Annotated in this window: 9 protein-coding genes and 1 pseudogene; 2 read left to right on the forward strand and 8 right to left on the reverse strand. The window is 43.0% G+C overall.

All coding sequences use genetic code 11. The annotated features are described in order from the left end of the window. Positions 1–76: 76 nt before the first annotated feature. Positions 77–1,195, forward strand: coding sequence for an ISAs1 family transposase (locus P4S71_RS00005; protein WP_337149777.1), 1,119 nt, complete (start codon positions 77–79; stop codon positions 1,193–1,195). Between the two features lie 33 nt (positions 1,196–1,228). Here P4S71_RS00005 and P4S71_RS00010 read toward each other — a convergent pair whose 3' ends face one another. From P4S71_RS00010 to istA, 3 genes are all read right to left on the reverse strand, one after another. Beyond that, complete coding sequence (locus P4S71_RS00010) at positions 1,229–2,269, reverse strand: IS481 family transposase (RefSeq protein WP_337149778.1); 1,041 nt, start codon at positions 2,267–2,269, stop codon at positions 1,229–1,231. Positions 2,270–2,400: 131 nt separating this feature from the next. Beyond that, on the reverse strand, positions 2,401–3,129 hold the full coding sequence (istB, locus tag P4S71_RS00015) for an IS21-like element helper ATPase IstB (protein WP_337149779.1): 729 nt from the start codon (positions 3,127–3,129) through the stop codon (positions 2,401–2,403). 11 nt (positions 3,130–3,140) lie between these two features. Further along, positions 3,141–4,691 carry an IS21 family transposase gene (istA, locus tag P4S71_RS00020; protein WP_337149780.1) on the reverse strand — a complete coding sequence of 517 codons (1,551 nt, stop codon included), beginning with the start codon at positions 4,689–4,691 and terminating at the stop codon, positions 3,141–3,143. A gap of 219 nt (positions 4,692–4,910) precedes the next feature. On the opposite strand from istA, the pseudogene P4S71_RS00025 reads away from it, so the two are divergent. Beyond that, a pseudogene (locus P4S71_RS00025) lies at positions 4,911–5,429 on the forward strand (IS3 family transposase); the annotation flags it as partial. Positions 5,430–5,865: 436 nt separating this feature from the next. Here P4S71_RS00025 and P4S71_RS00030 read toward each other — a convergent pair. The 5 genes from P4S71_RS00030 to P4S71_RS00050 all read right to left on the reverse strand — a co-directional run bounded on the left by P4S71_RS00030 (position 5,866) and on the right by P4S71_RS00050 (position 24,414). Next, the gene (locus tag P4S71_RS00030) at positions 5,866–6,267 is read right to left on the reverse strand and encodes a hypothetical protein (RefSeq protein ID WP_337149781.1); all 402 of its coding nucleotides are present in this window, start codon (positions 6,265–6,267) and stop codon (positions 5,866–5,868) included. Beyond that, complete coding sequence (locus tag P4S71_RS00035; protein ID WP_337149782.1) at positions 6,242–6,772, reverse strand: MBL fold metallo-hydrolase; 531 nt, start codon at positions 6,770–6,772, stop codon at positions 6,242–6,244. The genes P4S71_RS00030 and P4S71_RS00035 overlap by 26 nt, the downstream gene beginning before the upstream one ends. Next, entirely contained in the window at positions 6,769–7,446 is a 678-nt protein-coding gene (locus tag P4S71_RS00040; protein WP_337149783.1) for a hypothetical protein, read from the reverse strand. Before P4S71_RS00040 ends, P4S71_RS00035 begins: the two co-directional genes overlap by 4 nt. 94 nt (positions 7,447–7,540) lie before the next feature. Continuing rightward, positions 7,541–19,744 (reverse strand): amino acid adenylation domain-containing protein, encoded by a 12,204-nt coding sequence (locus P4S71_RS00045; protein ID WP_337149784.1) that lies wholly within the window; start codon positions 19,742–19,744, stop codon positions 7,541–7,543. 2 nt (positions 19,745–19,746) lie between these two features. After that, positions 19,747–24,414, reverse strand: coding sequence for an amino acid adenylation domain-containing protein (locus tag P4S71_RS00050; protein WP_442961649.1), 4,668 nt, complete (start codon positions 24,412–24,414; stop codon positions 19,747–19,749). Positions 24,415–24,424 lie beyond the last annotated feature (10 nt).

The raw sequence follows: 24,424 nt of genomic DNA on the forward strand, positions 1-24,424 counted from the left end.
CAGGGCAAGATCATACTTAACTTGATTATTACTTCGAATCTGTGATCAAATCGCCTTTTTCTCAAAGGCGATTAACATGTCATTCATCAACCATTTCAACGACATTCAAGATACTCGTTCACACATCAACAAAAAACATGAATTGCTGGATGTTATATTCCTTACAGTCACTGCGATTATTTCAGGTGCTGAAGGGTGGAAGGATATTAAGCAATTCGGTGACAGTAAACTGACTTGGTTACGTAAGTTTCGTTCATTTGAAAATGGTATTCCTGTCGATGATACGATTGCTCGTATCATTAGCTCACTGGCCCCTGAAGCTTTATTAGCTTGTTTTGTTTCTTGGGTTAATGAGCTTAGAGATGCGAATAATCAAAGCGTCATTGCCTTTGACGGTAAAACACTTCGCCATTCTTATGATGGTGATAAAAAAACAGCTATTCACAGTGTTTCAGCTTATGCAGTTGAACAGGGCCTAGTACTAGCACAATGCAAATCAAAAAGTAAGAAGAATGAAGTATCAACAGTGATGGCACTTATTGAATTACTTGAGCTTAAAGGCAATATCATCACAGCAGACGCGATGCATTGTTTAAAGAAAGTGACGAAAGCCGTCAGCAAGAAAGACGGAGACTATTTGCTGCAAGTGAAGAATAACCAAGGAAAATTGAACAAAGAAATTCAAGCCTACTATCACAAAGTCAGACGAGAGCAGCCATCACTCATCCAGCAAAATAGCCATGAAACAGTAAATGATGGGCATGGTCGAATAGAGCAGCGCACTTACACTCAACTGTTGGTGACAGATTGGCTTGAGCAGCGCCACGGTTGGGTCAATTTCAACTCCATAGTCGAGGTAGTACGACAGCGTTATGTTGGTGATAGTCATACAATGGAAACGAGTTATTACATCAGCTCGCTAGGGATAAACCCAGAGCAAGTAGCCAAGTCTATTCGCCAGCATTGGGGAATAGAAAACTCAGCACACTGGGTATTAGATATGACATTTAAAGAAGACGATTCACGTATTCGTCGAGGTGATGCCCCCGAGAATATGGCGACCTTTAGACGATTTGCGATGAACTTAGCGAAATTAAGCGCGATAAAAGACAGTATGAAAGGTAAGTTGAAACAGGCTGCTTGGTCAGATGAGGTAAGAGAGCAGCTTATTTGTACTAGCTCAGACTTGATCTGACAGTTACCCATTTTTCTAATGGTGACTGTTAGTTTAGATTTGAGCTAAATTCTTTTCTGCCCAAACCGTTTTTCCATCCAGTAATGTTTCAAGTGGTGTTCGACCGCAACATACTTTTCCTTGATGAGTCCGATCATTGTTGTAGTAATCCATCCATTCGTCCAGATCTTTTTGTAGTTTTTCCATTGAATCGTACAACTTTTTGCGGAATGTGATTTGATAGAACTCGTTCAAAATCGTCTTATGGAAACGCTCACAGATACCATTTGTTTGCGGGGACATTGCTTTCGTTTTTGTATGGTCGATGTCGTTAATTGCCAAATATAGCTGATAATCATGATGCTCAACTCGCCCGCAATACTCAGTTCCTCGGTCAGTTAATATTCTAAGCATAGGCAATTTGTGACCTTCGAAATAAGGCAATACTTTATCATTGAGCATGTCAGCCGCTGTAATTGGCGTTTTCGTTGTGTAGAGCTTCGCAAAGGCGACTTTACTGTAGGTATCCACAAAGGTTTGTTGATAGATACGACCAACACCTTTAAGGTTACCAACATAAAATGTGTCTTGTGAGCCAAGATAACCGGGATGCGCTGTTTCAATTTCACCACAGGCTTCATCGTCATGTTTTTTCTTTTCTAGCGCAGCAACTTGAGCGTCAGATAAAATAATGCCTTCATTAGCGACTTTGTTTTCCAATGCTTTCAATCGTTTTTTGAAGTTTTCTAAATCGTGACGCAACCAGATTGAACGAACACCACTACCTGAGACAAACACGCCTAACTTACGAAGCTCATTGCTGGTTCTATGTTGACCGTGAGCAGGATAGTCAACTGCATAGTTAATGACGGCTTGCTCTGTTTCTTCGTCAACGCGATTCTTTATATTTGGTGTACGGCGGTTCTTTTCGATTAATGCATCAATACCACCTTCATTAACGAGTTCTTGATAACGATAAAATGTATCTCGTGATACGCCCATGACTTTACAGGCTCTTGATACATTGCCTAGTTCTTCGGCAAGGTTAAGTAAACCAGCTTTGTGTTTTATGATTGGATTGTTAGTATGCAACATGAGAGTTACCTTTTTGTTTGTTTTGATTTAAAGATTCGACACCTTTATCAAAACGGGTAACTCTCACTTTTTCAAGTTGAATTGTCAGATCTTGTCTGAACTAATACAGCTTATTTTAGGATAAATAACGCTCAAGTATGATTTTGCCCTGTCGATTCTCCTTTTAAATTCAACTTAATTGCACCATGAATCAGCCTATCTAAAATAGCATCAGCATGCGTTGATTCACCGATCATTTGGTGCCAATTTTCCTGTGGTAACTGACTAATGATGATGTGTGATTTATAACCATATCTAGCATCGATTAATTCAAGTAAGTCACTTCGTTGCTGAGCACTGAGTGGCTCTAGCCCCCAATCGTCTAAAATAAGTAAGTCGTATTTAATGAGTTTACCCAATAATTTTCGATAACTGCCATCGGCCTGTGCTAGAAATAGACTTTCAAGTAATTCTTTTAATCGAATATAGAAGACACTTTTCCCTTGTAAACAGTGCTCGTGACCCAAGGCACACGCGAGGTAGGTTTTGCCACAGCCTGTGGCGCCTGTAATTAATATATTCTGATGTAAACTCAGCCAGGTGCTTTGGCTGAGGCTACGTATTTGTGCTTTATCTAGATTGCGCTTCGGCGAGTAAATGAGTTGATTTAACTGACCCGGTACGCGGAATTTTGCTTGTCGCACTAGTCGCTCTATTTTTCTTTGGTCACGCGTATCAATTTCATGCGTTAGCAATAAACTGACGCGCTCTATAAAGCTTTGTTCTTGATATAGGTTTGGCTGTTCAAGCTGCTGCTTGAGTGCTTGCTTTATACCCGATAACTTGAGCAGTTGAAGTTGCTGATTAATTGTTTCTATCATGTTTGCATTCCTTAATGGTAGTAATCTGTGCCACGTATGTTGCTATGTGTAATTGGCTTTTCTGGCTCTGTTTGGAGTGTGGGTAATGGTTGTTGGTCTAACCCTTTTTGCAGCATTTGCTTAATAGATCTGAGTGTGGTCGTATTCATGCAAATTGCTCGGTAGCATGCTCGCTCGAGGCGTTCCTTTGAATACGTTTTAGCTAAACTTAACACCCCTAAACAAGTGCGATAAGCTTGCTCTGGATGACGTTTGCTATTAAGCAATAATTCAACGACTTGATGAGTATAATCACCGATACTCAATGCCCATGAGCGTAAATTTATCGGTGACTGCTCATGCTGTTTTTGATGCGCCTTTGGCATATGATGTGTCTGTGTCGTATGTCCGCCTAAACGGTTTGAGCGTGGATGCTGTGCTATTAAAGTACCGTCATAATAAAGCTGCACGAGTTGATTGGATATGTGTGCGCGTAATTGTTTTTTAACCCACAGATAAGGCACGCTGTAGTAATGTTTTTCTATTTCAACATGGTAATCAATATGCACACGCACTGTTTTGATTTGTGTATATTGATAGGGCTTTTCAGGCAATGGCTTTAATGCGTTTTTATCCACCATATCAAATAGCTGTTTACGTGATTGTTGATATTGCTTCATCACCTTATTGTTCATCATATCCAGTAGCTTTGCTATTTCATGATTGAGTTGCGCTAAGCTGTGGAAGGTTTGGTTACGTAAGCGTGCCATGATCCAACGCTCAACAATTTGTACGCCCACTTCAGCCTTCGATTTATCTTTGGGTTTATAAGGTCTAGCCGGAATGACAGCAACGTTAAAGTACTCGGCTAACTGGTAGTACGTCGGATTTAAATCAGGCTCGTAGCGACAGGTTTTACTGACAGCACTTCTGAGATTGTCGGGAATAACAACGTCAGGAACGCCGCCTAAAAATTCAAAGCAACGCGCATGACTCATTACCCAATCTTCAAGTTGCTGACTATACGTTGCTTCAGCATAGGTATAATTTGATGCACCTAGCACAGCAACGAATATCTGAGCAGTGCGTTTTTCCTGTGTCGTCGGACAAGTAATGGTAATTGTGGGGCCACAATAATCCACAAACAGCTTTTCACCCCCTTTATGCTGCTGACGCATTGAGAGTCGTTGCGTACCTAACCATTGTTTATAAGCTCGGCAGAAGTGACTGTAGCTGTAATAAGACTCACCCATTTTTTCAAGTAACTCATCAAACACGAGCTGTAATGTTAGGTGTTTATGTTGTTTTAAGTCTTTATTGATATTTAACCAGTCAGGCGTTGGGTGTCTTTTTTTACGCGTTGAGAAGCGCTTGAGTTTGGTGTTGAAAAATGTATTTTGCTGTTTATCCTCAGGTATTGGCCATTGATTTAAGCCTAACTCATTGGCCTTTTTAAGGTAATTAGCCACAGTACCAGGTGAAATATTTAAACTTCTGGCAATCTCTCGATGGGATAATTGTGCTGAGTACTTCAGCCGTAAAATGGAATGTAATTTACTCATAGATATAGGTCTTGTTGTCATTGTTGGTATCCTCATCAAACGATTCAGATAACGGTTTAACACACCTACAAAAATGATAAAACGTGAACTCGGTTACGAGTGGTATTAAGCTTTGAACGGCAAAATCATTAAGAGCATAAAAGTGATCATTTACAAGTGATTTTAGTGATCAAAGCTTAATGAGAATAAGCGATCAAAGTTAATGCAATTGGGTGATCAAAGCAGGAGAGAATATGCAATGTTGTTGAGCCGGATACCGTGTGGTGCGGTGATGTGACGTATATTTGGACAGGCAATCGCTGGGCTTATTTAGCCGTGGTTATTGATTTATTTGCACGCAAAGTGGTTGGCTGGGCAATGTCGTTGTCACCAGATACTAATTTAACGCTAAAAGCGCTTGAACTCGCATATGAAAGCAGAGGGAAACCGACAGGACTCATGTTCCATTCAGACCAAGGTAGCCATTATACAAGTTTAAAATATCGCCAACGTTTATGGCGCTATAAAATCACACAAAGTATGAGTAGACGTGGAAATTGTTGGGATAATGCGCCAATGGAGCGATTTTTTAGAAGCTTTAAGACGGAATGGATGCCAAAGATTGGATATGGAAACTTTACAGACGCTAAATATAGCGTAAGTGATTACATAAATGGATATTACAACAATGTTAGGCCGCATCATTATAATGCCGGTTTAGCACCAAATGAATCTGAGGTTAGATATCAAGATTCTAAAACTGTGGCCAAAATTAGTTGACCACTACACAATGATATTAGTGAGTTACAAGATAAAGCAACCGATTGGTTATGGACTTATAATAATGAACGCCCTAATATGCGCATAGGTGGCATAACACCCATACAAAAACTGGAAAAGTTAAACAACGGAAATTCTACAGATAGCCTCCATTAAAAATGGGGGAATTACCCTCCTAATAGCAATATAAAAACGCCATTTCAAAAGAGAATCACACCAAGATATACGGTGACTATTGGGTTTCAAATGGTGGCACCAATAAAGCAAAGATAAAACTTAACAAATATTGAAAAACCAAGCGTGTTAAAAATTGAAGAAACGATTGTCGCTTTTTTAACATGTATGCAAAAAATGGATCGCTTCAACTTACGACAAGAAGCCCTAGAATGAAGAAACGTCCACTTTTATTGGCCAAAAATTAACTCCGAAATTTGAGTTATAAATTTATAGTCTTCCTACCAAACATTTTTTCACATTTTATATCGGTATCATGACATAACTGAAGCATCTTATTTGACTGAATAATTTGTTCGGAGTCGTCATTATAATCAAGCCCCATAAAGTAGTTAAACCAAGGTTCAAGACCCAGCGCATAAATATAAACTTCTTTTGGTTTGAAGATTTCAACCATGCCGAAACCAAGCTTAGAGTCACAACCATTCAGGCGACGTGAGTTTTTAATTTGCTTGCTGACCTTTTTTGTATGTAATGCGCCATACATCCAGGTATAAGGTGCACCAACACATTCCATGCCAATGGCAAGTATATCAACATCGCCGACCGCTTTTTGAATATGACGATACATGTTTGGATCAAGGTTGGCTGAATCTGCACCCAAAAAACTTCTTACCGTACAGCTCAATAAACCAAGCGGCTTTTGATCTAATGTTCAAATCACCATGTTCGCCTAAAAATGGCAAAGCTATAATTTTTCCACCTGGTAAGGCTATTTCTTCCATATCTTCAACTTCCATCACTTTGAAGTTCAGCTGCTGCAACATCAACTTCAGCGAAGGATCAGCTAACATTCCACCATTATTTTTTGGAACGATCAGAGTGTCTGTCTTATGGCGTAATTGTAATAAGGTTTCTAAATTTACATGATCTTGATGTGAATGAGTCAAACATATGTAATCTATTTTATCCGGCAGCTGATTGAAACTAAACACATCTCCAATATAAGATTCGTGAACTGAGGCTATTACAGGGTCAATCAGGATACTAATATCTTTAGTTTCAATTAAGAATCCGGCGTGGCCCGTATATTCTAATCGAATACCATCGGTGACTGGCTTGTATTGATTTTTCGGTGACTCAGTAGTAAATAAATCTTCTTTGGTCAACCCCCTCGACATTTGCACTGAGCAAATAATTCATCCAATTCTTGCGCACTTAATGGATGCTGACGAGCTTTTGATATTCTATCGAGTATCGGCGAAGTGAAATTGAGATCAATATGAATATGAGCATCATCTACCAAGCGTGGTGTACTAAATACAAATGGCCGTTGGTTGGTATCTGATACCAAACCAAAAGCTACCGTTTGTAGCTGTGGCTTATAGTAATCACTCTTGTACAGCAATCCTTCAAGCAATCGATAAGACGGATTGTGTTCCATATCAAAAAACAGTTCTATATAGCCTTTTAGGGCGTCCGGAAGTTGTTCATATAGATATTCAATAGACTCACCAGTCTTGTGCGCCCGGATCAATTCGTCAAGCTCGCTAACTGCCGCAGACAATGCAACCAAATCAGAACATTCGTTTTTAGAGAATTCGATCAACGCTCTAATATCTTCTATTTGGTCTTCGCTACAGGCCAAGAAATCAGAACCCGACATGCCTGGTTCCTGATTGGCCATAATGTGCAAATGTGCATTATTAACAAACGATTTCATAATTCGAGTATGCGTATGCACTAAATGTCTTGCGCCCTGTACAGGCGGCAACAAGTATGGCCATGCATACCAGTTGTTAAATAAAGGTTCGAAATATACCTGCTCTTTTAAATAATACATTGCTTTTACCTTTTTTATTATATTTTAATTGTTAAATTAGATAGTTATACCAATCGCACTAAATAAGTGTTTATCCTCATTGCATATTGATCACTTATTTAATGCGAATGGTATTAAATTTATAACGATTCGATGTACAGGGCTCAATCTGCGTTAATGTTCTGTGTTCAATAATTTTATATGCTACATCGGTGACACACGGTGCTTGCAAAATACTTTGATGCCCGCCTTCTAACATATGATGATTAACAGTATCAGCTACGTATTTCTGCCATTGATTCCCAAGATGAATATCACAATCGGCAGATTGAAGTACCAACAAATCATCAAGCTGATACGAATCGCTGTGGTATGACCATTTACTCTGTGCTTTTATCACAGCTTCCATACCCTCGGTCCAGCTAGAATCTCCGAAATCTTCCTCCAACGAGTCATCCAGTACCGATATGTCCTGCTCGTCTATACTTTTGTATTCGGCATAACCATCTAAGACAATAAGCTGTGCTGGTTGATGGAATTTAGTTTGCAACAATTTAACCATTTCAAAGGCAACAGCGGCCCCCATTGAATAGCCCAGCAATACATAAGGCCCTTCATTTTGATGTTGCAATAGTCGCTCAACGTAATGTTCTGCCGCCGCTTCAACGCTACAGTGAACCTCACTTTTTCCGTCAAGACCTGACGGGTTAAAAGCATAAACACTTTGCTGCTTACCAAGATTGCTTGCCAGTTCTGAGAAGATATGACTGTATCCTGCAAAGCCCGGCACCATATACATTGGCACATTGTTACTATCCGTATCACCGCACTGAATTTCGACAAGCAAATCAAATACCTTACCCTCCCCACTGCGAAAAATAAGTTCCGCCTGACTGCGAATGGTTTGGGCATGCATTAACTCAAACAAGGCAATCTCGACACTAAACTCAACTTTAATTTTTGCTACTAGTTTCATTGCCAGCAACGAATGACCGCCAATCATGAAGAATTGATCTTCAACACTGATAACCTTTTTATCCAGCGTTTCCTGCCAAATTTTAGTCAACTTATGCTCTGTTTCGTTTTCCGGTGCCACATAAGTATTTTCCAACGTCTGTGCCAATTCAGGAGCAGGCAAAGCTTTGTAGTTAATTTTGCAACTTAAAGTCAGTGGCATTGAATCCAGCCAGACAAACACAGAGGGCATCATAAACAGTGGCAGTTCGACTTGCAGTTTACTGCGACATTGTGCCAACAGCAGTGCTTTTTCCTCATCGCTACCGTTTTTTTCATGTACAAGATAGGCTACTAGTTGTTTGTCAATCCCTTCATTACGAGCTACAACAACGGCATCTTTAATGCCATTACACTGGTGCAATTGATGTTCAATCTCACCTAGTTCTATACGTAAACCGCGCAATTTTACCTGGGTATCAATACGGCCGACAAATTCCAGGTTACCGTCAGGCAACCAGCGCACCATGTCGCCTGTTTTGTATAAGCGGGTCGAATGCTCATCGGTAAACGGGTTATTAACAAACTTCTCTTGCGTCAATTCAGCTCGGTTCAAGTAACCCCTAGCTAAACCAACACCACCGATAAGCAGTTCACCAACTACACCCTCTGGTAACAATTGCACCCCCTGATTAACTACATACATTTGAACATTGTCTATTGGTTTACCCAAATGCAGGTTCGTTTGACCAGTTTCAAAGGTGCCAATACTAGCCATTATCGTGCATTCTGTAGGGCCATATGCATTGTAAAATCTACGATTCTGACTCCATAACTGAGCTGTTTCTCGCGAACAAGCTTCGCCGCCAACCATCAGATGTGTCACCGAGGTAAACTGGTTAATATTGAGCTGCGGCAATAATGCTGGAGTTAAAATCATATGGGTCAATATATTATTTTGAACCATTGCGCCCAAATCATCGAGCGATTTGGTCGTTTGAGCCGATGGCAAATACAACTGGCCACCGCCACATAACGCCATGGTCCACTCATAAATAGAAGCATCAAACGCAATTGAAGCAAACTGCAATACACGACTTTGGGTATTGATATCAAATTCATTGACTAATCTGGTAGCAAAATTGCACAGCCCCTGATGCTCAATCATTACACCTTTTGGCAATCCTGTTGAACCTGAGGTGTATATCACATACGCCAATTGATTCGATAATTCTAACAAATCAATATTGTCACTTGGGCAAGCAGCTAATTCCTTTTGCACTTGCTCACTGTCCATACAGACGTTTTGTACACTTGTGTTCAATTTATTAGCAAGTGAATTTTGAGTCAATATCCAGTTAACATTACTGTCTTCAAGTAAATAGTTGATACGTTCCTGTGGTGAATCCATGTCTATAGGCACATAGGCACAACCTGCTTTAAGTATACCCAATATGCCAATGAACATATCTAAAGAACGAGTCATACATAATGCAATCAAGGTGTTTGGTTTTATGCCTAGTTCCTGTAAGTAATACGCAACTTGGTTAGCTTTTTGGTTAAGCTCACCATAGCTCAACGTATACTGTTCAAACACTAACGCTGTTGTATTCGGATGATTTTTCACCTGATCTTCAAACAACTGATGGATACCACAATCACTAGGATACTGCTTTTTAGTATCGTTATATTGACATAACAACTTACTGCTTTGATTATGAATCAACATGTCACAACGATTATGTGACTGTTCTATATCAGCCAACATTGCGTTGAATGCATTAACATAATATTCGCCTATCTGTTCAATCAAAGCGCTGTCATACATATCTTCATCAAAGGTGATGGTCAATTTAAGTTTGTCCAGACCAATGGCTCGCGAGAAGTTAATCGTAAAGTCAAAGTTGGTTTGACCAAAGCCCTGACCATCGCTGAACTCCATATCAGACTGATCTGCCAAATCTTCATACGCGTGGAAATGAGTGTAGTTAAACACAACCTCAGCAAATGAACGACCGGTATCACGCTGTATCGCAGATGACGGATAATGACGATAGGCCATAGTGTCTGTCATTCGGTTTCCTACCGATTGAATCAGATCAGCCCAGCTTCCCTCGGCCAATTCAAAGCAAACTGGAATTGAGTTCAAAAACAAACCAATGCCTTTATCACCACCTTCATACTCAGGACGTCCGTTGACAACAATGGATGTCAGTGCATGTGACTCGCCGCTAAGCATAGACAATACTTTACTATGCGTCGCCAGCAATACTGATTGTACCGGTACACCCTGATCTTTAGCCAGTTGCAACACCAAGCCTGACAACTCAAAAAAGGCATCTACACCGTATTCCTTTTTCACTCGGCTGCGATGTTGCTCAACAACAGATTTGCACGGTATCTGCTGCATCAGCGCTTCTTCAAGCATCGATTGCCAGTAAATTTTAGCTTTCGGGTTTTTCAGGATTTGTATTTCCTGGGCAACAAAGTCACGAAACACAAATTCCTGCACAGCTTCAGGCAATGTATTGCCAGCCAGAAGCGTCTGATAATGAATAAACAACTGGCTGACAAACATTGAATCACTCCAGCCATCAATCACGCCGTGGTGGAATTTAAGTCCAAATTGGATACTTTGCTTAGAGCGTTTGTGAACAAACACCTTGAACAATGGCCCTGTCCAATTAAAGCTAATAGTTTTTTCAAGCTCTACCCAGTCAACAATATGTTGATTTTGTTCGGTTTCGCTCATGTCACTAATATCTTTGAACGTCAGCGGTAAATCTACGGTTTTATAGATTCTTTGCAACGGTCTTTCACCGTCTAAATAAAAGCCAGTGCGCAGTGCCGGGTGACAGGCGAATAAATAAGACATGGCTTTGACAAAACAGTCGTGATCCCATCTAGTTTTAATCTGTATGCTAAAGATATTATGATAATCTTCACTGTCGCTTTGCAATTGCGAATGGAAGACCATACCCGTTTGCAATTCAGACATAGGATAAACATCTTCATAAAGCACCTTGTCATCACCCAGAGCTTCGCGCTCTTGTTTGCTCAGCATTGAGAATGGTTCAACTTGGATATTGGATATTTCGTTATCACCACCAGTTTCAATATAGGTAGCCAACTTTTCTACCGTCTGATATTTGAAAATATCCTTAACGCTGATACTGCCATCACCGTTATGCAACTCGTTCACTTTAGATACAATACGAATCGACAAAATAGAGTCACCGCCTAAGTTAAAGAAGTTGTCATTGATGCCCACTTTTTCTATGGCCAAAACATCCTTCCATACGTCACACAAAACCTGTTCGATATCGTTTCGAGGCGCGAAATAACTGGTCAGCTCCACTTCGCTTATCTTAGGTTCCGGTAAGGCTTTACGGTCAATTTTTCCATTAGTGGTCAAAGGCATGCTTTCAAGCACAACAAATACTGACGGCACCATGTGCTCAGGCAGTTTTGCATGCAAGTGGTTACGCAACCTTTCTATCAATGATTTTTTGCCTTCATCATCTTGTGGTAAATCTGTACCAGCCACATACCCTGCCAATTGCTTGGTCGGTGATGCGCCGTCATTGCTTTGCTCATGCACAATGACTACAGATTCTTTAACATCTGGAAAGCTGGTAAGCTGGTGTTCAATCTCGCCCAGTTCTATACGGAATCCGCGTACTTTAACCTGATGGTCAACACGGCCTACAAATTCAAGCTCTCCTGTCGGTAACCAGCGTACCTGATCACCGGTTCTGTACAGAGATCCTGTCTGCTCAGCAAACGGGTTAGCAATAAAACGCTCATCCGTCAGTTCGGCCTGATTCAAGTAACCACGGGAAACACCACGCCCACCAATGTACAGCTCACCAACCGCACCCATCGCTGACAATTGACCATACTCATCAAGCACGTAGGTTTGAACGTTTGACAGCGGTCCACCGATTGAGATCAAACGGCCATCTGCTTTGTAATTACCGGTAAGCTCTGCATAAGTTGCGAAGGTTGTAGTTTCTGTTGGGCCATATACATGGAGCAATTTAGTCGGTTTACCATTATCTAAAATGCGCTGTACAGCCTCGTAGTTAACCTGCTCACCACCAAACAATAAACAGCTTAAATGTCTGAGCAAGGCAGGGCGCTCATAAGCCACCTGATTCACAAGTGCTGTGGTCAGAAACATTACTGACACAGAATCATCTATCAGTTTTTGCTCCAGCGCCTCGGGGTTAAGTAGCGTATCTTTGTCAATGTACGCCACACTTGCACCATTACACAAAGCCCCCCAAATCTCAAAGGTCGCCGCATCAAAAGCCGGTGTAGCAGCATGGGCAACCACGTCTTGTACGCCAATCTCAACATAATGCTGATCACGCACTAAGCCCACCACGTTATGGTGATTAACCATTACGCCTTTAGGCTGACCGGTTGAACCTGATGTGTAAATTACATACGCTAATTCATTTGCACAGGACGCATTGGCAAAACAATCCGGATTTTCGATACTGTATTTGCCGCGAACGCGCTGCCAGATTCTGGAATCAAGTGCCAAAACACGTAAGTCTTCAAACGGCATATCTTCAATCAGCTCGTCCTGGGCCAATACCCAGCTGATTTCCGCATCTTCGACAAGGTAATCAATTCGTTCTTCAGGTAAATTCGGGGCAATCGGCACATAGGCACCACCAGCTTTAAGTATCGCTAGCATACCCACCACCAGATCAATGGAAGATTCCATGCAAAGACCAATCAAAGTCCCCGGCTTCACACCTTGTTCAAGAAGGTAATGGGCGACCTGGTTAGCCTGTTCATTAAGCGTTTGATAGCTAAGAGTTTCACCCTCAAAGATTATCGCTGTGCTTTGCGGATTTACAGCGACCTGCTGCTCAACCAATTGATGGATGCCACTATCGTACGGATAATCCCTCTGGGTGTCATTCCAATCAGTCAACAGGGTTTTACGCTGTGACTGGTCGAGGATAGGCAGCGCCTGAACCTTCTGTGTTGGCATATCAACGATAGCTTTGACCAATTCTTTAAGACCATCGGCAAAGCGCTGCAAAGTTTCCGGCAGGAATACTGAGGTGTTGCAAGTCCATTCAAGCATCAATTCATCAGCAAGCTCGGTCACATGCAGACCCAATTCGTAATCAACGCTTATATCTGCATCTTCTGTTTGATAAGGCTTAAACGTCAACCCTGACAAGTCAAGTTCACCCTGTTCAAAATTTTGCAGCGCAAAGACAATTTGATATAAGGCGTTGTGGTTGAAGTTACGTTCAGGGTTAAGTTCATCAACCAGCATTTCAAACGGAATATACTGATGGCTGTATGCATCAATAATGCTTTGCTTGTTACTGGCCAGCAGTTGTTCAAAATCAGGGTTACCGTGGAGGTTACAGCGCAGTACCAGGTTGTTAAGGAAAAAACCGATTAAAGGTTCGACTTCCTGCTGGGCACGACCAGCAATTGGTGTGCCCATAACTACATCGGTGTCGTTGCTGTAACGCGCAATCAATACCGAGAATGCAGTTTGCAGGAACATGAACATGGTCACATCGTTATCTTTGCAAATTGCCCTGACCTGTTCGGTTAATACCGGATCAAAGTGACTAACGCAGGTAACACCAACGAAGGACTGAACCTCAGGACGTGCTTTGTCCAGCGGCAAACTGTGCACTGGCTGGATACCACCAAGGTGCGTACGCCAGTAATCAAGCTGGCTTTGCTGCACCTCACCTTGCAACCAGTTGCGTTGCCACTGGGCAAAATCGGCGTACTGGATGGCTGGCATTGTCAATGGGTTGTCTTGACCTGCAACATAAGCACTGTACAAAGCATTAAGCTCCCGGGTGAAAACACCCATCGACCAGCCATCAAAGGCAATATGATGGGTTGTGATCAACAACAGATGATGTTGCTCATCCAGTGTCAACAGTTGTGCCCGCAGCATCAGATCATTTCCTAAGTCAAACGCATGCTCTGACTCATGACGCACCAAACGATTTACTTCAAGCTGTTGTTCATCCGCCGATAAATAGATCAATGAAGTCTGTTCAAGGATAAAATCCTGTGCCTCTCGTATCCGTTGAAAAGCCTGCCCGTCTTGTTCAAAAAAATTGGTACGCAATACTTCATGACGGGCCACAATGGTGCCCAGCGCCCGTTCGAAGCTAAGATGATCCACTCCTCCTTCAAACGACAACAGGGTTGGCATATTGTAATGACTGCTGCTCTGCAATTTGTCAACAAACCACAAGCGCTGCTGGGCAAATGATAATTGCAAATTCTGGTCGCGAGAAACCACCGAGATGTTATTTTTCTTTACCGTTTCAGCGGTTGCTATCACTTTAGCCTGCATTATAATAGTCTGATTGTCGAAAATCTGACGAACACTTAATTCCACTGACAAGGCGTGCTTGATGGCACTGACCAAACGGGTTACCAGCAAAGAGTGACCACCGAGTTCAAAAAACGATGCGTTGGTTGAAATGTTTTCAATTGATAACAACTCACTCCAGATATCCGTCAGTTGTTGTTCAATTTCGTTAGCAGGTGTAACGTAGCCGATTTTTGCAATAACCGCCAATGGCAATGCTTTACGGTTTACTTTACCGTTAACAGTCAATGGGAAGGTATCAAGCACTATATAAGAAGTAGGCTGCATATATTCTGGGATACGATTGGCCAGCCATTGACGCATGTCGCTGATCAAGACTTGTTCATCTTCGACTTTTTTGTATGCAACCAGATAGGCAATCAATTGTTTGTCTGAACCTTCGCCGCTGACAGCGACCAAAGACTCGCTGATGTTTTCATGCAAAGTTAATACGTTGGAGATCTCACCCGGTTCAATCCTGAACCCCCTGATCTTGATTTGTTCATCGACTCTGCCAATAAATACCAAATTGCCGTCTGCACCTATACGAACCAAATCGCCCGTTCGATAACAGCGGATAGACGGGTTTGTTCCATAAGGATCAGCGATAAAGCACGATCCCATCATTTCAGGCTGGTTAATATAACCACGCGCAACACTTATGCCTGCAACATACAATTCCCCTACAACACCTTTTGGTACCGGACGTTGTTTTTTGTCAAGTACATACAAACGGGTATTACTGATTGCCTTTCCAATGGTCAGTGGTGCATTAACAACAACCGGTGCAATACTGGCACAAACTGTAGTTTCAGTAGGGCCATAGGCGTTAAACATTGGATAGTGTGAGCCCCACAATTGAGCAAGTTGCTCATCACAGGCTTCACCGGCAACCACCAGACTTTTCAAGCTGTATGGCTTAGTAACATCCATATGCGGCAACAATGCTGGTGGTAGGGTAGCGTGAGTGATTTTTGACTCAACCATGTAGTCTTGCAATAACACAGGTGTTTGCTTTTGCAAGTCTGTACAGATATGCAACTCGGCACCGTTAAGCAATGCCATCAACCATTCCCAGGTTGCCGCGTCGAAACTCATAGAAGCGAACTGGATCACACGACTGTTACTGTCAACACCAAATCTTGCCCGTTGATCGCAAGACAGACTAACCGCGCCCTGATGTTCAACCATAACGCCTTTGGGCAATCCGGTAGATCCCGAAGTGTAAATCACATAAGCCAGATTGGACGGTTTAACCATAGTCTCAGCCACATCCGGTGATGTTGTCGGATACAGGCCCAAGATACTGGTATTGCCAATAAATACTGAGATATCAGCGTCAATAGACGTACGTTTCAACACTTCAGGCTGAGTCAATACAATGGTTGCACCACTGTCACTGAGCATATGTTCAATGCGAGCCACAGGATAATTCGGGTCAAGTGGCACATAAGCACCACCAGCTTTCAAGATGCCCAATACACCAACCATAGTGTCAAGTGAGCGATCAGCACAAATACCTACAGGCATATCTGGTTTGATACCATTTTCGATCAAATAATGAGCTACCTGATTGGCTCGCTCGTTTAACTGACGATATGTCAATGAGTGACCGGAAAAAACCACCGCCTTATTGTAAGGCGTTGCTTGAGCTTGACGCTCAAACATCTGATGAATACACAGATCCGTAGGATAATCACTAATGGTACCATTGCCGCTTGCCAACAACTGTTGTTGCTCGACATCAGATTGCAACGGCAGGTCAATGATTTTACTGTGAGGCGCAGCGATAATGCCTTCAAGCAACAGAGCAAAACTTTGCGCCATGCGTTCAATGGTAACTGCTTCAAACAAGTCGGTATTGTATTCCCAGCTTGCCGTCAAACCCTGCTCAGATTCCTGCATGCTTAAGCTTAAATCAAACTTGGCAACACTGTGTTGCTGTTCAACTGGTTTGAGGTTCAAACCCGACAGGGTCAATTCTTCCATTTGGTTGTTCTGCAAGATAAATACCAGCTGGAATAATGGACTGTGGCAGAGGTTACGTACTTGTTGGTGTTTCTCAACAAGCATTTCAAAAGGTACGTGTTGATGATCAAACGCTTCAAGAGTGGCCGTTTTTGAACGCTGCAAACACTCAACAAAACTCGGATCCCCCGATAAGTCATTGCGTAATACCAAGGTGTTAACAAAAAAGCCAATCAGCGATGAAACCTCAGTCTGGGTGCGGTTTGCCACTGGGGTGCCCATCACGATATCGGTTTCATTTGAATAACGCGATACCAAAAGTGCAAAAGCTAACTGCAAGGTCATAAATAAAGTTGAGTCGTTATCAAGACTCAACTGATTGAGCTGGTCATTGAGATTTTTGTCCAGCTGCTGACAATGAACGGCACCAGCAAAGGTCTGCTGCTTAGGTCTGGTTTTATCCAATGGTACACTGTGTACCTGCGGCAAGTCTTCAAGTCGCTTTTGCCAAAAATCCATTTGCTGGGCAAGAAAATCTTTACCCTGCCACTCACGCTGCCAGCTGGCAAAATCGGCGTATTGAATTTCCATCGGTTGCAACATATTGTGTCTGCCATCAATGTGAGCATTATACATAGCACCCAATTCATAGATGAATACTCCTAGTGACCAGCCGTCTGTAGCAATGTGATGCATGGTAATCAGCAACGTATGCTCTTCATCCGCTTCTTTGAGCAGACAAGCCCTGATCATTAAATCATTAGCCAAATCAAACGGCTTTTCTGCTTCTATCCTGGTATAGGCTTGAACTTGTTCCTGTGCCAAACCGGCTTCAACAGCACTAAAGTCCACTTCAACCAGTTCAAGACCATTATCTGCATCCAGCACTTGTTGATGCGCAACACCAGCTTCACTGGTCAGATAAACCGTACGCAAGACTTCGTGACGTACAATGATGTCATTAAGTGATTTTTTAAGTGCATCGACATTTAATTGCCCTGACAGCTTTAGGCCAAGCGGCATATTATATTGGTTGCCCGCGCCTTCAAACTGGTCAATAAACCATAGCCTTTGCTGGGCAAACGACAACGGTAAAGGTTTACCATCACGCGCCACAGGCACTATCTGGGGAATTTCGTTTTTCTTTTCACCAGTTTCAATCAACTTAACCTGTGAGACGATATCTGCCGCTTCAAACAGCTCCATAATGGTCACTTTGACATTGAAATGCACCATTATTTCAACTTCAAGACGTATTGCGGTCAGCGAGTTGCCGCCGAGGCTAAAAAAATTATCATTCAAACTAACCTTTTCAACACTCAACAGCTCTTGCCATATGGTGGCTAGTTTGATCTCAAGCTCGGTCGTCGGCGGCACAAATTCGCACTCGTCAAACCAAATAGGCTCTGGCAAGCTTGAGTGATTGACATCATCGTTTTCATTGAGCGGCAATGCGGACATTATTTTGTATCCCACAGGTACCATAGCTTTTTCAATGCGACCGCTTAACCAGCGGTTTAATTCGTTGATGAAATCTTGTTCAACTTCAGGCATTTGTTCGGCAACCACATAAGCTGCCATTTTTGATTCATCACCTGTGACCACAACTCGGGCATCGGTCAACTGTGGATGTTCTATCAAGGCATCGGCCACTTCAGCAAGGTTAAAGGTCAACCCGTCAACCTTGATTTGATTGGCCAGTTTACCGACGAAAACCAAGCTAGCATCCGCCATTCGACGTACCAAATCACCTGTTTTGAACAACTGTTGTCCGGCAGTTTTGGCAAACGGATTGTTGATAAAACGCTCATCAGTCAGCGTCTGGTTCTGCCAGTAACCACGACCTACAATAGGGCCACCGATATGCAACTCACCAACCACACCTGTCGGTGATTGGGCACCGTACTCATCAAGTACATAAATTTTAACACCCGCAAGTCCATCACCAAGATTTTTGCCGATATCACTTGTAAGTTTAACAAACGTAGATATACCACACGTTTCCGACGAGCCATAAATACCAAGCAGATTTTGCGGTTTGCCATTGGCATTAACCTGTGCCAGTGCTTGCGCTTTTGGCTCGCCGCTAACCAGCAAATAACGCAAAGTGGCAAACGCATCAGCTTGCTCATCGGCGATACGGTTAAACATCGCTGCGCTAACAGCAAGCAGTGATACGGACTCAGTTTTAAGTTGTTTTGCCAATGCGCAGATATTGCTCTGAATAGCAACCAGTTTGGCACCACTGCAAAGGGCAGCCAAAATTTCAAAGGTGGCCAATGACAATGCCGGATTGATCAACTGTCCAACCACATCTTTTTGAGCAATACTGACAAACTGACTGTCGTTTAACAATGCGGCAATATTTCTATGGCTGGTCATTACTCCTTCAGTGGCGGTAGAGGCATCGGCATAACTGACATACGCCAGCTGCCCCGTAGTATGACCCAAAGTTTTGCTGTCAGGATTTTGCTCAGAATAACGACCCAACAGGCGTGTTCTAATATCGTTGTCCATCGGCAACATTTTGAGCATTTCAAACGACTCGTCTGACAACAACTCGCTTTGAGTCAATAACAAGTTAATGCCGCTGTGCTCAACGATATGGTCAATGCGATCTTCATCCCACTCAGGGTCAATCATCACCCATGCACCACCGGCCTTAAGCACCCCCAGCATGGCGATAACCCGATCACCAAGTGTGGCTGAAATATACTCAATACATATGCCCACTACAGTGTCAGATTTAACTCCTTGCTCCAGTAAATAATGAGCAACTTTATTGGCCTGTTCGTTAAGTTCAGCATAACTTAAACTGTCATCATCAAACACGACGGCTGTTTCTTGTCCGTGTTGTTGTGCCTTGGCTTCAACACGCTGATGAAGACAGAGAGACGCTTCACTTTTAGCAGTGTTGGCTGTAAGTTTTTTCTGTAGCAGTGCCCTTTGCTGCGGGTTAAGTTTTGCCAATTGCTGTTTAAACTGTTCGGCTTTGTTGGTGTTAATCTTGTCACTCATTATCATTCTTCCTTATTTGCCAGCGCAGATTCGATATCTGCCTCAGACATGTCTTCTAACTGTGCGAATAAATCGTTCATTGCTTCCTCATCTAGGTTATTAATATCCGGTTCAAGTAAAAGCGCATCAACCTCTTCGTCCTGTAGATGTTCCTGGGTAATTGGCAATACCATTATTTCCGTTTCCGGGGCTTGTATAATACCGTGTATCAAAGTTTGCAGACTATCGGCAAAGCGCAATAAGGTTTGTTGTTCAAATACGGCCGTGCTGCATGTCCAGACCAGTTCCAGCTCATTTTCCAGCTCGGTAACGTGCAGGCCCAACTCATAGTCCGGCGTCAACTGGTTGTCTTCATGCTGGAATGGTTTAATGGTCAAACCCGACAGTTCAAGTGGGGCTTGTTCAAAATTTTGTACTGCCAACACCACCTGATACAGCTCGTTGTGACTGAAACTGCGCTGAGGCCTGAGTTCATCAACCAGCATATCAAACGGAATATGCTGATGAGTAAAGGCATCCAGCAGGTTCTGCTTATTTTCAGCCAACAGCGAGGTGAAGGTAGGATTACCCGATAAGTTATTGCGCAACACCAAAGTATTGACAAAGAAACCAATCAATTCAGCGGTATCCTGTTGGGTACGACCTGCTATCGGTGTGCCCATAATAATATCGGTCTCATTACTGTAACGGGACAACAAAACCGAGAACGCCGTTTGCAAGAACATAAACAGGGTTACGTCATGGCGTTGACAAAAATCATTGATCTGCTCTGTCAATTCGCCATTCAGACGGCAACGATGCTCTGCGCCGACATAGGTCTGTTTTTGTGGTCTTGGATTATCCAGCGGTAAACGGTGCACTGATGGTATGTTGTGAAGATAGTTGCGCCAGTAATCCAGATGCCCTTCCAACACGTCACCACTTAACCTGTTGCGCTGCCACTGTGCATAATCAGCATACTGCACCGGCAACGGTGCCAATGTGTTATCTTGCCCGGTAAGATAAGCGGCGTACAACACGCCCAGCTCACGGGTAAATATCGCGGTAGAAACCCCGTCAAAAGCAATATGGTGTGTGGTCAGCAACATAATGCGCTCAACCTCACCACCATTTTGATTGTCTGACAATGTCAGAATACGGGCACGCAGCATCAAATCAGTGCTTAAATTAAATGGCCTTCTGGCTTCAACGGCCGCAAGAGTTTTAACCTGGGCATAACAGCCTTCGCGGGTTTCATCTTTAATCAGTTGTTGTTCAAGTACAAACGGTACCGCTGGATAAATCACCTGATGGGCCTGACCTTCGTGCTCTTCAAAACGAGTAGACAATACCTCATGGCGTTCAATCAGTGTGGTCAATGCCCGTTCGAAACAGCCATGGTCAAAATGACCACCAACTACCATCACGTTTTGCAGGTTGTAATGGGCACTGCCTTCGAGTTGGTCAACAAACCACATACGTTGCTGGGCAAACGACAGCGGCAGGTTTTGCTCTCTAGATACAATGTCAATATTGACCTGTTCGACCTTGTCCGCCTCATCTATCACCTTAGCGAGCATAACAATGGTCTGATTTTCGAAGATATCACGCAACTCCAGTCTTACCGAGAACACATTGGTAATAACAGAGGTCAACTTGGTGATCATCAACGAGTGACCGCCCATTTCAAAAAACGATACATCGGTGCTTACCTTTCTCAGTGACAAGAGTTCAGTCCATATTTCACACAATTTCCGTTCAGTCTCGGTTACTGGCTCTACACAATCAGACGCTACAACATCATCAAACTCAGGTAACGGCAGTGACTTGCGGTCAATTTTTCCGTTTACTGTCAGTGGCATCACATCTAGCACCACAAATGACGATGGAATCATGTGCTCTGGTAGTTTAGTCTGTAAATGACTACGGTAATGCGTGACCAATCCACTGCCTTCTCCCTGTTGTTCAAATGCTTCAGGCACCACATAAGCCACCAGACGTTTATTCAGAGACTCAATATCTGCCAAATCTTCCAATGCCAGAACCAACGCTTCTTTAACACCGTTGATACTGGTTAATTGATGCTCAATTTCACCTGGTTCAATCCGAAAACCACGTACTTTGACCTGATGGTCAACCCGACCAATAAAGTCTAATGTACCGTCCGGCATCCAGCGTACCAGATCACCTGTTTTGTACAGTCGCTCAGCCGGATCGTCGTTAAACGGATTAATGATAAACTTCTCGTCTGTCAAGTCTTGACGGCTGAGATAACCTCTGGCAACACCACGACCACCTATTAACAACTCCCCCACTGCGCCTGCTGGCAACAATGTTGCGTGCTGGTCCATCACATAAACCTGTACATTAGCCAGAGGAGCACCGATGGTAATTTGTCGACTGCCTTCAGTGTAATTGCCGCTTAACTCAGCAAACGTAGAGAAAGTTGTCGCTTCAGTTGGACCGTAAACGTGTAACAGTTTTTTCGGTTTACCATGGTCAATGATAAGCTGTACTGCACTATAGTTAACCTGTTCACCACCGAACAACAAGCAACTCAATTTGCTGAACAATGTCGGACGCTGAAAAGCGGCCTGATTAAGCAATGCTGTAGTAACAAACATCACTGAAACAGATTCACGTTGTAGTGCCTCGTCCAGTTTGTCGACCTGCAACAACGTATCTTTGTCAATGTAAGCGACTTTTGCGCCATTACATAAAGCCCCCCATATCTCAAACGTAGCCGCATCAAAAGAAGTACTGGCTGCCTGTGCTACCACATCACCCAAAGCGATAGACACATAGTTCTGATCGCTGATCAAACCAACAATATTTTGATGATTGACCATAACCCCTTTAGGCTGACCTGTTGACCCGGAGGTATAAATTACATAAGCCAGTTGTTTTTCGCTAAACGTATCGTTAGCCACATTATGGCTATGATAGTTAACCAATTCATTCAATTTTGCATCGTCTAAACACAGTATGGACAAATCGGTTACCGAAGTCTCAAACTTTGACACCGCATCGGTAAGTACCAACTGTATCGAGGAGTCTTCAACTATGTAGTCAATCCGTTCCTGTGGCAATTCCGGGTCAATCGGTACGTATGCTGCGCCAGCTTTAAGCACCGCCAACATACCAATCACAATTTGCTGCGAACGTGCCATACAAAGACCAACCAAGGTATCAGTATCAACCCCCTCTGCCTTAAGGCAATGGGCAAGCTGATTAGCTTGTTCATTCAATTCACTATAGGTTAACTGATACTCACCAAAAGCAAGCGCTGGTGCGTTGGGATTAAGCACTACGTGCTGTTCAAACAACTGTTGCACACTACTTTGTTGCGGGTAATCGACCTGTGTATCGTTCCAATCGTTAACCAGTGTCTGACGTTCTGCTTCACCAAGCAAATAGCAAGGATTGTGCTGCTGGTCAACATCCGCCAGCAACGCTTTGAATACATTGATGTAATAGCCACCCATGCGTTTGATCAAAGCTTCGTCGTAACGATTCATGTCAAAGTTGATATACAATGACAAATTATCTGAGCCCATAGCAGTTCTTGAAAAGTTAACCACAAAATCGTAGTTGGTTTGTTCAAAGCCCTGCGAGTCCAGCACCTGCTCATCCAAATCAACTTCAATATCACTAAAGGCGTGGAAGTGGGTGTAGTTGAATATCACCTCAGAGAATGTACGTCCGGTATCCCTTTGGATAGCCGATGATGGATAATGACGATGAGCCATTGATGTACTCATGCGCTCGGCAACCGAAGCCACCAACTCTGACCAGCTGCTGTCCGGAGCCAAATCAAAACATACTGGCATTGCGTTCAAAAATAGTCCCAGACCGCGATCACCACCTTCATATTCAGGTCGACCGTTAACTACTACCGACGACAACGCCTGTGAATGACCACTCATGCTGGTCAATACCTTAGCATGTGCGCTAAGCAATACCGACTGTAAAGGTTCGCCAAGTTTCTTGGCTACGGTATACAGTTGTTGAGACAAATCCGAAAACCCTGGAACATTATATAATTTGTCAATGCGGTCTTCATGCTGGTTGTTACTTTTAAGTTTGTTCGGAATTTGCTTCAACGGCGCATCTTCGAGTACCGACAACCAGTAGTTTTTCGCATCAGGATCGGCCAATGCAGTCAGTTCCAATGCAACAAAATCACGAAACACATATTCTGTCTGCGGTGCAGGTAATGCTTTGCCTGCCATTGAGTTCTGATAATGAATAAATAACTGGCTGATAAAACTTGAGTTACTCCAGCCATCATAAACCGCATGGTGGAAGCTCAGGCAGAATTCAAAGCTGTCTTCAGTGCGACGGTAAACAAACAACTTAAAAAGCGACCCATCCCAGTCAAACTCTACACTTCTTTCCTGAATCAGCCAGTCGGAAACAAACTGATCCTGTTCATTTTCAGACAAATGACGTATATCACCACAGACAAGTGGTAATTGTTCAAGTTTGTTTACACGCTGCAATGGACGATCGCCATCCATGTAGTAAGCGGTACGCAATACAGGATGCTGTTCGAACATCAGACGCACTGCCCGTTCGAAGGTATTCTGATCCCAGGGCATCTTGATGTGATAACTGAAGATGTCATGGTACACCTCGCCGCTGTTTTGCAATTGCGTGTGAAATACCATGCCCAGCTGCAATTCAGACATCGGGTAAACA

It is taken from the genome of Pseudoalteromonas sp. B62, from assembly GCF_037162565.1.
In the GTDB taxonomy this organism is placed as follows: Bacteria; Pseudomonadota; Gammaproteobacteria; order Enterobacterales; family Alteromonadaceae; genus Pseudoalteromonas; species Pseudoalteromonas fuliginea.